At 68.0% G+C, this 14,670-nt stretch carries 14 protein-coding genes; 10 read left to right on the top strand and 4 right to left on the bottom strand.

Annotated elements, in window-relative coordinates; translation table 11 throughout:
- Positions 1–51 precede the first annotated feature (51 nt).
- The 10 genes from WAQ08_RS04080 to WAQ08_RS04035 are packed head-to-tail and all read left to right on the top strand — an operon-like array spanning position 52 to position 9,959.
- Positions 52–1,977 carry a TonB-dependent receptor gene (locus WAQ08_RS04080; protein WP_422189464.1) on the top strand — a complete coding sequence of 642 codons (1,926 nt, stop codon included), beginning with the start codon at positions 52–54 and terminating at the stop codon, positions 1,975–1,977.
- Between the two features lie 9 nt (positions 1,978–1,986).
- Positions 1,987–2,568, top strand: a complete 582-nt coding sequence (gene cobU / locus WAQ08_RS04075; protein ID WP_422189359.1) for a bifunctional adenosylcobinamide kinase/adenosylcobinamide-phosphate guanylyltransferase — start codon at positions 1,987–1,989, stop codon at positions 2,566–2,568.
- Positions 2,565–3,446 (top strand): ABC transporter substrate-binding protein, encoded by an 882-nt coding sequence (locus tag WAQ08_RS04070; protein ID WP_422189358.1) that lies wholly within the window; start codon positions 2,565–2,567, stop codon positions 3,444–3,446. Before cobU ends, WAQ08_RS04070 begins: the two co-directional genes overlap by 4 nt.
- A complete protein-coding gene (locus tag WAQ08_RS04065) occupies positions 3,446–4,441 on the top strand; it encodes a FecCD family ABC transporter permease (RefSeq protein WP_422189357.1) in 996 nt (331 codons plus the stop codon). The genes WAQ08_RS04070 and WAQ08_RS04065 overlap by 1 nt, the downstream gene beginning before the upstream one ends.
- Positions 4,438–5,229, top strand: a complete 792-nt coding sequence (locus WAQ08_RS04060) for an ABC transporter ATP-binding protein (RefSeq protein ID WP_422189356.1) — start codon at positions 4,438–4,440, stop codon at positions 5,227–5,229. The genes WAQ08_RS04065 and WAQ08_RS04060 overlap by 4 nt, the downstream gene beginning before the upstream one ends.
- A 42-nt stretch (positions 5,230–5,271) precedes the next feature.
- Entirely contained in the window at positions 5,272–5,841 is a 570-nt protein-coding gene (gene cobO, locus WAQ08_RS04055; protein WP_422189355.1) for a cob(I)yrinic acid a,c-diamide adenosyltransferase, read from the top strand.
- A gap of 15 nt (positions 5,842–5,856) precedes the next feature.
- Positions 5,857–7,389, top strand: a complete 1,533-nt coding sequence (locus WAQ08_RS04050) for a cobyric acid synthase (protein WP_422189354.1) — start codon at positions 5,857–5,859, stop codon at positions 7,387–7,389.
- A 34-nt stretch (positions 7,390–7,423) separates the two neighbouring features.
- Positions 7,424–8,476, top strand: coding sequence for a nicotinate-nucleotide--dimethylbenzimidazole phosphoribosyltransferase (gene cobT / locus WAQ08_RS04045; protein ID WP_422189353.1), 1,053 nt, complete (start codon positions 7,424–7,426; stop codon positions 8,474–8,476).
- Between the two features lie 23 nt (positions 8,477–8,499).
- Entirely contained in the window at positions 8,500–9,393 is an 894-nt protein-coding gene (locus tag WAQ08_RS04040; RefSeq protein ID WP_422189352.1) for an adenosylcobinamide-GDP ribazoletransferase, read from the top strand.
- Positions 9,393–9,959, top strand: coding sequence for a histidine phosphatase family protein (locus WAQ08_RS04035; protein ID WP_422189351.1), 567 nt, complete (start codon positions 9,393–9,395; stop codon positions 9,957–9,959). The genes WAQ08_RS04040 and WAQ08_RS04035 overlap by 1 nt, the downstream gene beginning before the upstream one ends.
- A gap of 50 nt (positions 9,960–10,009) precedes the next feature.
- Here the strand turns inward: WAQ08_RS04035 and clsB are convergent, their stop codons facing one another.
- The 4 genes from clsB to aspS all read right to left on the bottom strand — a co-directional run.
- Positions 10,010–11,344, bottom strand: a complete 1,335-nt coding sequence (gene clsB, locus WAQ08_RS04030) for a cardiolipin synthase ClsB (RefSeq protein ID WP_422189350.1) — start codon at positions 11,342–11,344, stop codon at positions 10,010–10,012.
- Positions 11,344–12,156, bottom strand: a complete 813-nt coding sequence (locus WAQ08_RS04025; RefSeq protein WP_422189463.1) for an endonuclease/exonuclease/phosphatase family protein — start codon at positions 12,154–12,156, stop codon at positions 11,344–11,346. Before WAQ08_RS04025 ends, clsB begins: the two co-directional genes overlap by 1 nt.
- A 110-nt stretch (positions 12,157–12,266) precedes the next feature.
- On the bottom strand, positions 12,267–12,758 hold the full coding sequence (nudB, locus tag WAQ08_RS04020; protein WP_422189349.1) for a dihydroneopterin triphosphate diphosphatase: 492 nt from the start codon (positions 12,756–12,758) through the stop codon (positions 12,267–12,269).
- Positions 12,759–12,874: 116 nt separating this feature from the next.
- On the bottom strand, positions 12,875–14,670 hold a 1,796-nt coding region (aspS, locus tag WAQ08_RS04015; protein ID WP_422189348.1), incomplete at its 5' end, for an aspartate--tRNA ligase.

The following is a 14,670-nucleotide window of genomic DNA, read 5'->3' as shown; positions in this document are numbered from 1 at the left end:
CGGCGGGGCTTTTGTCCTGTGTGTTTTTCAATCATGTTGCGCTTGAACTCGGTGCGTACTGCGCCTTGGGTGCGTTCGGCCGTGGCCGTCGCGGTGTTGTCCATGACCGCTGGTGGCGCACTGGCCCAGGCGGAGTCCAAGACCCCGCTCGAGCCGGTGGTGGTGACCGCTTCGCGCGCCGAAATGCCTCTGCAGCATGCCCCTGTGGGCGCTACCGTGATCACGGCCGAGGATATGCAGCGTGCCGGCGTGCGAGATGCCAACGAAGCCATCCGTCGGCTGGGCGGCGTGCCTGGCCGCACGGACTTGTTCGGTGGGCGTGACAACAGCTTGAGCCTGCGCGGCTTTGGTGCCACGGCCGATCTGAACCAGGTCGTGCTGATCAACGGCATCCGCACGAACGAGGCCCAGATGGTCTCGCCTCGCCTGACGGCCATCCCCGTGGATCAGATCGAACGCATCGAGATCGTGCGTGGTGGCCAGAGCGTGCAGTGGGGGGCGGGTGCCTCGGCGGGCGTGATCAACGTGATTCTCAAGGACGAGCGCGCACCGGGCTGGCATGGCCGGGTCGCGGCATCGGTGGAGTCTTTCGATGGGCACGAGGTGTCCGGCAATGTGTCCCATGGCGGCAAGGATTGGTGGATCGATGCCGATGTGAAACGCCTGTCGACCGATGGCTATCGTGACAACGGCGACTACCGGCAGGACGTGGGCGGTATCCAGGGCTCCGTCAAGCTCGGCGCGTTCACGCTGCACGGGCGCTTGCAGCAGGAGCACCAGACCTCGGGTCTGCCGGGCTCTCTGTCATTCGCGCAGTTCAGTGCTGATCCCCGTCAGACCCTTACGCCGGATGACTGGGGCCAGACGGACGAGACCAACCGCGCCGCAGGTGTGCGGTGGGCGCAGGGCGCCACGGTGGTGAAGTTCGATGCGGCCTCGCGCGAGCGGGCTTCGCGCTTCTATCAGTATGGTTCGGAGCGCTTTTGGCGTAGCCACACGGACCAGGCTACCGCCACGGCCGAGCACACAGTGCGTTGGGCGCAGGACCTGTCGCTGCAAGGCGTCGTGGGCCTGGACTGGCAGCGCTGGACGTTGGCCAACACGGGCTATGGTCAGGACAGCGAGCAGACCACGCGCGCCTGGTTCGGCCAGCTCAACCTGAGCCTGCCCAGCAAGACCCGCCTGTCGGTGGGCGCGCGGCATGAGCATGCCGGCAACGTCACGGCCTACAGCGGCTTCACCAGCTACGACCGCAACGACACGCTCAAGGCCTGGGATGTCGGTGTGAGCCAGACCGTGTTGCCCTCGATCGATGTGTACGCCCGCACGGCGCGTTCCTATCGCCTGCCTACTGCTGACGAGTATGGCTATGCTGTCATGAGCCAGCCGCTGCGCCCGCAGATCAACCGCGACTGGGAGGCCGGCATCAAGTGGCTCCAGGGCGGACAGTCGGCCACCTTGCGTGTGTTCCGCCAGAACACACGCGACGAGATCGACTACGACCCCATCAACGGTGCCAATGCGAACCTGGCGCCGCTGCGCCGTCAGGGCGTGGAAGTGGACACGCGTTGGGCTTGGGTCAATGGCTGGTCTACGCAGGTGACGGCGCAGGCGCTGACCGCGCGCTTCACGGGTGGCCCGCTCGATGGCAAACAGGTGCCACTGGTGGCCAACCGTTCGCTGACGTGGCGTGTGGGCTATCAGTTCAATGAGCAGCACCGCGTGGATGGTGGTGCACAGTACCTGTCGTCGATCCGCTTCAACAACGACGTCTACAACAACTGTGCACGCCGGATCCCATCATCCACCTTGCTGGATGCCCGCTACCAATGGACAGACAAGCTGTGGACCGCCTCGGTGGGCGTGACCAACCTGGCGGACCGAGACACCTATAACATGGCCTACTCGTGCACCAGCGGTTCGTTGTACCCGGAAACTGGCCGCGCCTGGCGTGCTACCGTGTCTCGACGCTTCTGACCACAGGCCATGCAGGCATCCGCTCCTCAGCACCACCTCATCCTCGGCGGCCAGCGCAGTGGCAAGTCACGCCAGGCCGAACGCCTGGCGCAGGCCTGGCTGAACGGCGCTGCGGGGCGTGAGGTGGCCGTGCTGGCCACGGCCTTGCCGTCGGATGACGAGATGCAAGCGCGCATCGAACGCCATCGGCAGGATCGGCCAGCCGGCTTCATCACGGTCGAGGAGCCCCATGAACTGGGGCACGCGCTGCGCCAGGCATCTTTGCCTGAGCGTCTGGTGGTGGTCGATTGCCTGACCTTGTGGCTGACCAATGTGCTGATGCCCGCCGTACACGGCGATGCGGGCCATGCGCCAGGCCGCTCCTGGGAGGCATTGCGGTCGGAGTTGCTGTCTGTGCTGCCAAGCCTGCCCGGCCCCGTCGTGCTGGTGTCCAACGAAATCGGCTGGGGTGTGATCCCGATGGGCGCCGTGGTGCGTCAGTTCGTGGATGAACTGGGGCGCTTGAACCAGGATGTGGCGCAGTGCTGCGGTCACATTACCCTGATGGCTGCTGGTCAGCCCTGGACACGTGCCGTGGAGCGCTGGGCGTGACCGTTTGTCTGCGAAGCTTGCTGGCCGCGGCACTGTTGTGGGCCGCTCACGCATGGGCCGAGCCCATTCGCATCACGGACCAGCACGGCATGGTGGTCACGCTGGCCGCACCGCCCCAACGCATCGTCAGCCTGCTGCCCTCGCTGACCGAGGCCGTGTGTGTGCTGGGCGCGTGCGACAAGCTGGTGGCGACGGATCGCTGGTCCAACTGGCCCGCGTCGGTTCAACGCCTGCCCAAGGCGGGTGGGCTGGACGATGCCAATGTGGAGATGGTGGTGGCGCAGCGGCCCGATCTGGTGCTGTTGTCTGCGTCGTCGCGTCTGGCCCAGCGGCTGCGAGGGCTGGGCCTGACCGTGGCCGAACTGGACGCGCAGAACCTGGCCCAGCTGCATCAACTGCTCAACACCGTGGCGGCGCTGCTTGGACAGCCGGCTCTGGGCGAGCGGCACTGGCAGGCCTTGCAGGCGGAGGTTCGCGAGGCCCATGTGCTGGTGCCGGCTGCGGCGCGGGGCTCGCGTGTGTATTTCGAGATCAGCAACACGCTGTACGCAGCGGGCGAGTCGTCGTACATCGGTGAGTTGCTGGCGCGGCTGGGCGCCCGCAATGTGGTGCCCGCGGCGCTGGGGCCTTTTCCCCGCCTGGGGCCGGAGTTCATCGTGCGTGTGGACCCCGATGTGATCATCCTGGCGGCGGAGGACGCCCCAGGGCTGCCCCGGCGCCCAGGCTGGAACCGGCTGCAGGCCATTCAGGCCGGGCGCGTGTGCGCTGTGCCTGCCGAAGCCTACGATGTGCTGTCACGGCCCGGCCCGCGGCTGGGGCAGGCTGCCCGTTTTCTGGCGCAGTGCCTCAAGGACACGGCCCCCAGGGGCCCTCGCTGATGAGCTCCGGGCATGCAACAGCACGCTGGGGCGGTCTGTCGATCATCCTGGCGCTGACCATCTCCATGGCCGTGCTGGGCCTGGGCACGGGCAGCATCGGCTGGCAGGCGCCCTGGGCGCCAGACCCTGATGGCACGCTGGCCCGGATCCTCTGGGACATCCGTGCGCCGCGCACCCTGGGGGCCTGGCTGGTGGGTGCGCTGCTGGGCCTGGCGGGCGCCATTGCCCAGGGCCTGTTTCGCAACCCGCTGGCCGAGCCCTACCTGCTGGGCAGTGCTGCCGGCGCGGCCTTGTGCATGGCCGTGGTGTTGACGCTGGGCGTGCCGTGGCTGGCCGGCCAGGACTGGTGGGCGCGCGTGGGCCTGACGGGCGCCGCCTTCGTCGGATCGGTCGGTGGGGTGATGCTGACCTTGCTGATGTCTCGCGGAGCGGGCCACACCATGCGCCTGCTGCTGGCCGGTGTGGTGGTGGGCGTGGTGCTGGGCGCGATGACGCAATTGCTGATGGTGTGGTCTGCCGAGGCCTGGCGCGTGATGCAGGCCTTCATGCTGGGCAGCACGGCGCTGCTGGGCTGGCAGGCCTGTGGCGTGATGGCGGCCGTGCTGTTGTTGGCATGGCCCGTGGCGCAGGGCCTGGCCAAGGTGCTTGATGCGCTCAGCCTGGGCGAGGACACAGCCCGTACGCTGGGCATCCCGCTGGGTTTGACCCGCGCGGTGCTGGTGGGGATGCTGGCGCTGGCCACCGCCGCGGCCGTGGCCCAGGCGGGCTTGATCGCTTTTGTGGGCCTGGTGGCACCGCACCTGGTGCGGCCCTGGGCAGGGGCCCGGCATGCGCACATGCTGGTGGCCGCCACGGCGATGGGCGGCGGGCTGATGATGGCGGCGGATGTGCTGGCGCGTTGGCTGATCGCCCCGCAAGAGCTGCCGGTGGGTGTATTGACGGCGGTGCTCGGCGGTGTCTACCTGCTGGTGCTGCTGCACCGGAGGCGCGCATGAGCATCGCTGCTGCCCCCGTCATCGCGCTGCAGGCCAAAGGCTTGGGTGCCGCCCATGGCCGCCAGCCCGTGCTGCACGATGTGAGCCTGTCCGCCCACGCCGGCCAGTGGCTGGCCATCGTGGGGCCCAATGGCGCAGGCAAGTCGACCTTGCTGCGCTGCCTCGCAGGGCTGATGCCGCTGACGGCTGGCCAGGCGCATCTGCAGGGCCACCCTTGGTTGGACATGCCTGCCGCCGAGCGCGCGCGCCAGCTGGCATGGCTGGGGCAGGATGTGGCGGGCGATCCAGCCATGGCGGTGGCCGATGTGGTGGCGCTGGGCCGTCTGCCCTACCAAGGCTGGCTGGGCTGGCAAGGGGCTGATGCGCGGGATCGCGCGGCGGTGGACCAAGCCCTGGCCGATACCGACATGGCCTGGGCGCGCAGCCGTCCGCTGGGCGCCCTGTCCGGTGGTGAACGCCAGCGGGTGATGCTGGCGCGCGCACTGGCTGTGCAGGCCCCGGTGCTGCTGCTCGACGAGCCGGTGTCCCACCTGGATGTGCCTCATCAGCGCCTGGTAGCCCAGGTGCTGCGCCGCGAGGCCGCACAAGGCCGGTGCATCATCAGCGTGCTGCACGAGCTGCCGCTGGCCCTGGCCGCCGATCGCCTGGCGGTGATGAAGCAAGGGCGTCTGCTGGCCGAAGGGCGCACCGATGATCCTGCCGTGCACCGCGTGCTGGAGGACGTGTTCGACCGGGCCGTGGCCGTGACACTGCACGATGGCCGCTGGACCGCTTTGCCACGGTTTTAAGCGCCAGCCGGCGCGCATCTCACTCATACTGTCGAGACCCTCATGGACCTGCAATCCCCGCCCACCGAAGCCCCGCAACAGCCCGAGCGCACCGAGCGGCGTGGCCTGCTCATCGTCAACACGGGTGATGGCAAAGGCAAGAGCACGGCCGCCTTCGGCCTGGCGCTGCGCGCGCATGGCCGAGGCAAGGCCGTCAAGGTCTACCAGTTCATGAAGGTGCCCAGTGCTCGCTTTGGCGAGCACCGTGCCTTCGAGGCGCTGGGCTTGCCGGTCGAAGGGCTGGGCGATGGCTTCAGCTGGAAGAGCAAGGATCTGGAGCACTCGGCCGAACTGGCCCGTCAGGGCTGGGCCCGTGCCGCTGCGCTCATCAATGCTGGCGAACACTTCCTGGTCGTGCTGGATGAAATCACCTACCCCTTGATCTACGGCTGGCTGCCGCTGGACGAAGTGGTGCAGACGCTGAGCCAGCGGCCACGCGATGTGCACGTGGTCTTGACTGGCCGCGATTGCCCGCCGGAGATCGTGGCCATCGCGGACACCGTCACGGAGATGCGCAAGGTCAAGCATGCCTATGAGGCGGGCATCCCCGCGCAGCGGGGCATCGAGGACTGAGGGGCGGACGCGCTCATGATCGCCCGTGCGGTGATGGTGCTGGGCACCACCAGTGGTGCCGGCAAGAGCTGGCTGGCCACGGCCCTGTGCCGCTGGTATGCGCGGCAGGGCCTGCGCGTGGCGCCCTTCAAGGCGCAGAACATGAGCAACAACGCGCGTGTCGTGCCTGGCCTGGATGGCCATTTGGGCGAGATTGGCAGCGCACAGTACTTTCAAGCCCAGGCTGCCCGCGTGCGGCCCGACGTGCGCATGAACCCCGTGCTGCTCAAGCCCGAGCAGGACACGGCCAGCCAGGTCATCGTGATGGGGCAGGTGCATGACGAACTGCGTCACGTGCCCTGGCGCGAGCGCAGCAACCATGTGTGGCCGCATGCGCGTGCCGCGCTTGATGAGCTCATGGCCACGCAGGATGTGGTCGTGATCGAAGGTGCCGGCTCACCCGCCGAGATCAACCTGCACGCCAGCGACTACGTCAACATGCGCACGGCGCTGCATGCCCAAGCCCGTTGCCTGCTGGTCACCGACATCGACCGGGGCGGTGCCTTCGCCCATCTTTACGGCACGCACCAGTTACTGCCTGAGCACGAGCGTGCCTTGATCAAGGGCTTCGTGCTCAACCGCTTCCGGGGCGATGCCAGCTTGCTCGCGCCCGGGCCCGATCAATTGCAGGCTTTGACCGGCGTGCCCACGCTGGCCGTGCTGCCCATGTGGCGCGGCCACGGCCTGCCCGAGGAAGACGGCGTGTTCGATGACCGCGCCACTGGCCCCATCGTCAACGATGCCAGCGTGCGCCGCATCGCCGTGCTGGCCTGCCCACGCATCAGCAACCTCGACGAGTTCCAGCCGCTGCGCAGCGCGCCTGGTGTGCGCCTGGTGTGGGCCAGGCATCCGCGTGATCTGGATGGCGCCGACTGGGTGATCCTGCCGGGCTCCAAGCACACCAGGGCTGATCTGGCCTGGCTGCGGACCCATGGGCTGGACCGCGCCGTGATCGAGCATGCGCGGCGGGGTGGGGCTGTGCTTGGCATCTGCGGCGGCCTGCAGATGCTGGGGCACAGTCTGAGCGATCCCGATGGGGTGGAGGGCCATGCCGGTGCCGTGGTGGAAGGGCTGGGCCTGCTGGACCTGCACACTCGTTTCGACGCGCACAAGCTGCTGCGGGAAACCGGCGCCACTTTCAGCAATGCGGAGACCTTCGCCGCGCTCGATGCGTCTGCCAGCCCATGGCAGGCGCTGGCGGGTGTGTGTGCGCTCGGCTACGAGATCCACCATGGCCGTACCGATGCCCAGCCCGTGGCGACGCAGGCGGCTCCCTTGCTCAGGCGCACCCAGGCTGTCCTGCACGATGGCGAAGGGCACCCGCTCGGCTGGTGCAAGGGCCAGGTGCTGGGCCTGTACCTGCATGGCCTGTTCGAAGACGCCGCCGTGATGCGCGCCCTGTTTGGTGCGCAAGCACCGTCGCTTGACCGTGTCATGGACGGCTTGGCCGATTACATCGATCAACATTTCGCCCCCGGCGCCCTGGCCAGTCTGATCGACGGGGCCTGAGCCCCTTCCTACCTTTTCTCCCCGCTTTCCTGCCATGTCCGAGCCTTCTGCCTTTTCCCTGCCTCCCGTCCGCGATTTGCGCGATGCCGATCTGGCCCAGCACCTGCGCCATCGCATCGACACCAAGACCAAGCCCCTGGGCTCGCTGGGTCGGCTGGAATCCTTGGCGCTGCAGCTCGGGTTGATTCTGGGCAGCGAGGCCCCCACCTTGTCGCATGCCCAGGCGGTGGTGTTCGCGGGTGATCACGGCCTGGCGGCGCACGGCGTATCGGCCTTTCCCAGTGATGTGACCTGGCAGATGGTCGAGAACTTCCTGGCCGGTGGCGCGGCCATCAGCGTGCTGGCGCGTCAGCATGGCCTGGCGCTCACCGTGGTCGATGCTGGTGTGGCGCGCGACATCGCCCCGCGTGAGGGTCTGCAGATCCGCAAGATCGCGCCCGGTACGGCGGACGCATCCCAGGGGCCGGCCATGACCCTGGCACAGTGCCACGCGGCATTGGCTGCGGGTGCAGACGTGGTCAGGCAATTGCCCGGCAATGCCCTGCTGCTGGGCGAGATGGGCATTGGCAACACCTCTGCGGCGGCCTTGCTGATGAGCCGTCTGACGGGCACGCCGTTGCCCCAGTGCGTGGGCCGTGGCACCGGTCTGGACGATGCCGGCATGAAACGCAAGCTGTCCGTGCTGCGCCAGGCGCTGCAGGCCAATGCTGGCGCCACACAGCCCCTGCAGGCCCTGGCCGCCCTGGGCGGCTTCGAGGTGGCGATGATGTGCGGCGCCGTGCTCGAAGCCGCCGCGCAGAACCGTGTGATCGTGGTCGATGGCTTCATCACCACCAGCGCCGTGCTGGTGGCTCAGGCCTTGCAGCCACTGGTGCTGCAGCGCTGCGTATTCGCCCACCAGTCCGATGAATCCGGCCATGCGCGCCTGCTGGCTTGGTTGGGCGCCGAGCCGCTGCTGCACCTGGGCTTGCGCCTGGGCGAAGGCTCTGGCGCGGCCCTGGCCTGGCCCCTGCTGGCGTCAGCGTGCCGTATCCTGCGCGAGATGGCCAGCTTCGCCGATGCCGGGGTGAGCGAGCGGCAGGCCTGAGTCCAGCACCTTTTGCATCAGCCATGCTCCGCTCGATCACGTCACGTCTGCTTCTGGAACTGCGTCTGTTCTTCATCGCGCTGCAGTTCTTCACGCGTGTGCCGGTGCCAAGCTGGGTAGGCTTCAAGCCTGCATGGCTGCAGGCCTGCGCGCGCTACTTCCCGCTGGTGGGGGCCTGCGTGGGCGTGCTCGGGGCCCTGGTGCTGGCCGCCGCCAGCCTGGCCTGGCCGCCTCTGGTGGCCGTGCTGCTGAGCATGGCGGCCACGGTGTGGATGACCGGCGGCTTCCATGAAGATGGCTGGGCCGACACCTGTGACGGCCTGGGCGGCGCCGTGAACCGTGAGCGGGCGCTGACCATCATGAAGGATTCGCGCCTGGGCAGCTACGGCGCCCTGGGCCTGGGGCTGATGCTGGGGCTCAAGGCCGCCGTGTTGACCAACCTGCTGGCTCCGGTGCTGGGTGAACTCAGCGAGGCCCAGAGCAGCCATGTGCACCAGGTGCTGCTGGGCTGGACGCTGATGGCCCTGGTCTGGAGCCACACCACCTCGCGCCTGACGCCGGTGCTGCTGATCCGCTTGCTGCCCTATGCGGGCGATGTCGAGCACGCCAAGGCCAAGCCGCTGGCCACGGGTGTCTCCTGGGGCGGTGTGCTGGGGGCCGTGACGGCTTGGGCATTGGTCAGCCTGGCCCTGGTGGCCTGGGTGGGGCACATCGGCTGGCCGGTGCCCACCTTGTGGCAAGCCATGGGCTGGGCCACGCTGGCGGTGCTGCTGGGAACCGGGTGGCTGGTGCGCTGGCTGCGCAAGCGCCTGGGGGGCTACACGGGTGACACCTTGGGCGCGGCCCAGCAGGTCACCGAGGTGCTGAGCCTGCTGGCCTGGCTGGCGGTGGTGCACCCGGTCACGTGGGTGCGCTGATGAGTGCCTGCGCGGACGCGGGCTGGTGGGCCTGGCGCCACCCCAGGGCCCAAGGTGCCGAAGGCCGCTGTATCGGCCACACCGATCTCGCCCTGGACCCGCGCAAGGCCCGCAGACTGGCAAGGCGCATTCGCCATGAGGCCGCACGCCATGGCATACCCAAGGTGGTGTGCACCTCGGAGCTGCGCCGCTGCCGTGATGTCGGCCGCCTGCTGCGCCGTTGGGGCTGGCGCCATGTGGTGATGCCTGAACTGCGCGAGGCTGACTTCGGTGATTGGGATGGCCGCCTGTGGGCCGCCATTGGCCAGGCTCCAGTGGACGCCTGGTGCATGGATTTCGCCGATCACCCGCCGGGTGGCGGCGAAAGCCTGCGCCAGGTGCTGGCGCGTGCTGCCGCATGGGTGCCGCCTGCAGCAGCCGGGGCGCTGGTGGCCCATGGGGGCTGGATGCTGGCACGCCGATGGGTGACACAGCACGACGCTGAACAATGCCCCGCCTCTGCCGCGCAATGGCCGGCGCCGCCTCGCCACGGGCAGTGCTGGCGGCTCTGCGTGGCGGGCCGATGACCTGAGTCGAGCGCCTGAATCCGCTGGCCCATAGGGGGCGATCTCGCGCCTCAGTCGCGCCAATCCCGTCGCCGCACACCCGCCAGCCGCAGGTACAGCTTTGCCGCCCAGTTCAGCGCCCCGCGCATCCAGCGTGTCGATCGAGGCTGCGTCACATCGCTCACCCGTGGCACTTCCGCGCTGTCGGCAAAGTCACGGGCCAGCGCGGCGCCCAGCGTCTTGGCAAAGCCCCGGTCACGCACGATCAAGTTGCCTTCCAGGTTGACCAGCATCGACAGGGGATCCAGGTTGGAAGACCCCACCGTGGCCCACTCGTCGTCCACGCACAGCACCTTGGCATGCAGCCACGAGGGCTGGTATTCGAAGATGCGCACACCATGGGCCTGCAGCTCGTCGTACAGGGCGCGTGCGGCGATGGCGGCGATCTTGTAATCCACCTTGCCTTGCAGCAGCAAGCGCACACGCACGCCCCGATCGGCAGCGTGCTTGAGCGCGCGGCGCAGCGCCCGGCCGGGGTAGAAATAGGGCGTGACGATGTCCACGTTCGAGCGCGCCTGCTGGATGGCCTGCAAGGATGCCCGCTCGATGGTGCGGCGCTGGCGCAGGTTGTCGCGCAGCACGAAGGCGGCCCGCATCGGCAGGCGGATGCCCGCGCTGGCACTGATCTGGCCTTGCTCTACCGGTGGCAAGCGCAGGCGAGCCTGCTGCCACACCCGTCGCAGCCGCTTCATGCGGCCGGGCACCTTCATCCAATCGATCAGGTCGTCGCGCCAGTCGCGGCCCAGCGTGGCGCGTGTCCACATGGCCCGGATGGTGTGCTGCACGGGCAGGGCGGTGGGGCCCTGCACCTGCACGGCGTAGTCCAGGCGCGGCTGGCTGGTCCAGCCATGCACCAGGTCATGGCGGTCGTCGATCAGATTGATGCCGCCCACGAAGCCCAGGTCCTCGTCGACCACGCACAGCTTGAGGTGCATGCGCCGCCAGTTGCGGCTGTTGAGCGCCGACAGCAGCCCTGCCACTGGGCGGTAGATGGCCAGCTGGATGCCTTGGTGGCGCAGGCTTTGCCAGAAGGCCTCGGGCACCTCGCGTGAGCCCACGCCGTCCATCACCACCTGCACGGTCACGCCGCGGCGTACCGCGCGTGCCAGTGCTTCAAATACCAGATCGGCCTGGCCGCCGGTGCCTGTCAGGTAGTTGGCCAGCCAGACGCTCTCTTGCGCGGCGTCGATGGCCTGCACCATCGCCGGGAACAGCTCGTCGCCGCCTCGCAGCAAGGCCACGCGGTTGCCGCCGGTGAATACCGGCCTGCGCTGGGCGTACCAGGCCAGCGAGAGGGACTGCGTGGCACCGTCGCCGAAGCTCAGATGCCTTGGGGGGCCTTGCATCACGCCAGCTCGAACTCCGCCACCAGGGGCAGGTGGTCCGACAGCCGGGCCCAGGCCGTGCCGCGCGGCACCAGGATGGATTGGCACTGCAGCCCGCGGGTGTAGACGCGGTCCAGTGCCAGCACCGGCACGCGCGAGGGGTAGGTGGGCACGCGCTCGGCCATCAGCGTGCGCGCGCGTGTCAGGCCGGCGTCGATCAGGATGTGGTCCAGCGCCTCGTTCCAGTCGTTGAAATCGCCGGCGACGACCACCGGGGCATCGGGCGGCAGGTGCTCGGCCACCAGCTTGGCCACACGCGAGGTCTGGCGCACGCGGCTGGAGTGGATCAGGCCCAGGTGCAGCACCACCACGTGCACCTCGATGCCATTCCACTGCACCGGCACGTGCAGCAGGCCGCGCTGCTCGAAGCGGTGGTCGGACACATCATGGTGGCCGATGCTGCCGATGGGCCAGCGCGAGAGCAGGGCGTTGCCATGCTCGCCGTGCTTGGTGGTGGCATTGGTGCGGTAGGCCACGTCGTAGCCTTCGGGCGCCAGGTAATCAGCCTGGGGTTTGTCGGGCCAGCAGCCGTGCCCGAACTGCGTCACGGAGAACTTGCGCGCCTCCTGGTGGTTGAAGCTGCGCACCTCCTGCAGGCAGACGATGTCGGCGTCCAGCGCCTCGACGGCCAGGCCCAGGTTGTGGATCTCCAGGCGCTTGGTGGGCCCCATGCCGCGCACACCCTTGTGGATGTTGTAAGTGGCCACCCGCAGCCCCTTGGCGGACAGGGTGGTGGCGGCCGGCGGCAGCAGGGTCGAGTGAAACGGGTTCAGCACGTCGGTGTCTCGGTGGTCATGCTGATCGCTACCTTAGCGCGTTTGGGATGTCCCCTGTCGCGCGTCAACCCGTGGAACGTGGTCCATTATTGGTCTTCATCGGGGTGTCATCGGCTACCGATTGTCGGCAACTGCAGGATCGCCTCGGCGTTGGAGGGCGAGAAGCAGCGGTCGGCCGCCTCGCGCAGCGGCAGCCAGGCGTACGCCGTGTGCTCGCGTGGCGCCAGGGTGACGGGTGTGCCCGCCGGCACGCACAGCCCGAAGACCCGCTCCAGGTTGTGGGTGACGCCCGGGGCGTAGCGGTGGCGCCACACGGGGTAGATCTCGTAGATGTTCTCGATGGCCCAGTCGGTGAGGGCCTCGTCAGGGATGCCCGCGCTGCCCACCAGGATGCCGGTTTCCTCATGTACTTCGCGGATGGCTGTGGTGCGCCAATCCTCGTCTTGCGTGTCCTTCGAGCCTGTCACGCTCTGCCAGAAGCCGGGCTGCTTGGCGCGCTCGATCAGCAGCACGTCCAGCGCCGGTGTGTGGATCACGACCAGCACGGATTGCGGGATCTTGTCGGGCGAGTCGGTGGACACTGTCTGGGGCGTCGTCATGGATTCAAGAGTGTTGCATGGGCGAAAACACACGCCCACAAACAAAAACCGCCCCCAGGGGGGCGGTTTTCAGAAGGCAGGCCCTGGCAGGGGGCCACGCTGGCATCACGCAAGCGTTAGGCCTGTGCGTTGCCCGCCGCCACCTGCGCATTGCGCAGACGGATGTGCAGTTCGCGCAGCTGCTTCTCGTCCACGTTCGACGGTGCGCCGGTCAGCAGGCACTGGGCGCGCTGCGTCTTCGGGAAGGCGATCACGTCGCGGATGGACTCGGCCTTGGTCATCAGCGTCACCAGGCGGTCCAGGCCGAAGGCCAGGCCACCGTGCGGCGGTGCGCCGTATTGCAGCGCGTCCAGCAGGAAGCCGAACTTCACCTTGGCATCCTCGTCGCTGATGTTGAGCGCGGTGAACACCTTGCTCTGCACTTCGGCGCGGTGGATACGGATCGAGCCGCCACCCAGTTCCCAGCCGTTGAGCACCATGTCGTAGGCCTTGGCAATGCACTTGCCCGGGTCCGTGTCCATGTAGTCCTCGTGGCCGTCCTTCGGGGCGGTGAACGGGTGGTGCACGGCATTCCAGCGGTCGGCTTCGTCGTCGTACTCGAACATCGGGAAATCGACCACCCACAGCGGGGCCCAGCGGTCTTCGAACAGGCCGCTCTTCTTGCCGAAATCGCTGTGGCCGACCTTCAGGCGCAGCGCGCCGATCGCGTCGTTGACGACCTTTTCCTTGTCGGCACCGAAGAAGATCAGGTCGCCGTCCTTGGCGCCCGTGCGCTTGAGGATCTCGGCGATGGCCGCGTCGTGCAGGTTCTTGACGATGGGCGATTGCAGGCCGTCACGGCCCTTGGCCACTTCGTTGACCTTGATCCAGGCCAGGCCCTTGGCGCCGTAGATCTTGACGAACTCGGTGTAGGCGTCGATCTCGCCGCGCGACATCGCACCGCCGCCGGGCACGTTCAGGGCCACCACGCGGCCGCCCTTGGTCGTGGCGGGGGTGGAGAACACCTTGAAGTCCACGTCCTTCATCACCTCGGTCAGTTCGGTGAACTGCAGCTTGACGCGCAGGTCGGGCTTGTCCGAGCCGTACAGGAACATGGCATCGGCATACGTCATGACCGGGTACACGCCCAGGTCCACGTTCAGTGCCTTCATGAACACGTGGCGGATCATGCCTTCGAACATGTCGCGGATTTCCTGCTCGCGCAGGAAGCTCGTTTCAATATCGATCTGGGTGAATTCGGGCTGGCGGTCAGCGCGCAAGTCTTCGTCACGGAAGCACTTGGTGATCTGGTAGTAGCGGTCGAAACCGGCCACCATCAGCAGCTGCTTGAACAGCTGGGGCGATTGCGGCAGCGCGAAGAAGTGGCCGTCGTGCACACGCGAGGGCACGAGGTAGTCGCGCGCGCCTTCGGGCGTGCTCTTGGTCAGCATCGGGGTTTCGATGTCGACGAAGCCGTGCTCATCGAGGAACTTGCGGGCTTCCATGGCCACGCGGTAGCGCAGCATCAGGTTGCGCTGCATGTACGGGCGGCGCAGGTCCAGCACGCGGTGCGTCAGGCGAGTCGTCTCGGACAGGTTCTCGTCGTCGAGCGGGAAGGGCGGCGTCACCGAGGCGTTGAGCACCTCCAGCGTGTGCGCCAGCACTTCGATCTTGCCGCTGGTCAGGGTGGCGTTCTCGGTGCCAGCCGGGCGGGCACGCACCACGCCAGTGATCTTCACGCAGAACTCGTTGCGCACCTCTTCGGCGGTCTTGAAGGTGTCGGCGCGGTCGGGGTCGAACACCACCTGCACCAGGCCTTCGCGGTCACGCAGGTCGATGAAGATCACGCCGCCGTGGTCGCGGCGACGGTGGGCCCAGCCCATCAGCGTCACGGTCTGGCCCATCAGCGCTTCGCTGACCAGACCACAGTAAG

The organism is Aquabacterium sp., assembly GCF_049274795.1.
In the GTDB taxonomy this organism is placed as follows: domain Bacteria; phylum Pseudomonadota; class Gammaproteobacteria; order Burkholderiales; family Burkholderiaceae_C; genus Aquabacterium.
The sequence above is the reverse complement of the archived record's forward strand: the minus strand, read 5'-3'. Positions and strand labels throughout refer to the sequence as shown.

What these genes read in the sequence shown, in the direction of transcription:
- cobU (WP_422189359.1), top strand. Translation starts at nt 1,987, where the DNA reads ATGCAGGCATCCGCTCCTCAGCACCACCTCATCCTCGGCGGCCAGCGC.
- WAQ08_RS04065 (WP_422189357.1), top strand. Translation starts at nt 3,446, where the DNA reads ATGAGCTCCGGGCATGCAACAGCACGCTGGGGCGGTCTGTCGATCATC.
- WAQ08_RS04060 (WP_422189356.1), top strand. Translation starts at nt 4,438, where the DNA reads ATGAGCATCGCTGCTGCCCCCGTCATCGCGCTGCAGGCCAAAGGCTTG.
- cobO (WP_422189355.1), top strand. Translation starts at nt 5,272, where the DNA reads ATGGACCTGCAATCCCCGCCCACCGAAGCCCCGCAACAGCCCGAGCGC.
- WAQ08_RS04050 (WP_422189354.1), top strand. Translation starts at nt 5,857, where the DNA reads ATGATCGCCCGTGCGGTGATGGTGCTGGGCACCACCAGTGGTGCCGGC.
- cobT (WP_422189353.1), top strand. Translation starts at nt 7,424, where the DNA reads ATGTCCGAGCCTTCTGCCTTTTCCCTGCCTCCCGTCCGCGATTTGCGC.
- WAQ08_RS04040 (WP_422189352.1), top strand. Translation starts at nt 8,500, where the DNA reads ATGCTCCGCTCGATCACGTCACGTCTGCTTCTGGAACTGCGTCTGTTC.
- WAQ08_RS04035 (WP_422189351.1), top strand. Translation starts at nt 9,393, where the DNA reads ATGAGTGCCTGCGCGGACGCGGGCTGGTGGGCCTGGCGCCACCCCAGG.
- clsB (WP_422189350.1), bottom strand. Translation starts at nt 11,344, where the DNA reads ATGCAAGGCCCCCCAAGGCATCTGAGCTTCGGCGACGGTGCCACGCAG.
- nudB (WP_422189349.1), bottom strand. Translation starts at nt 12,758, where the DNA reads ATGACGACGCCCCAGACAGTGTCCACCGACTCGCCCGACAAGATCCCG.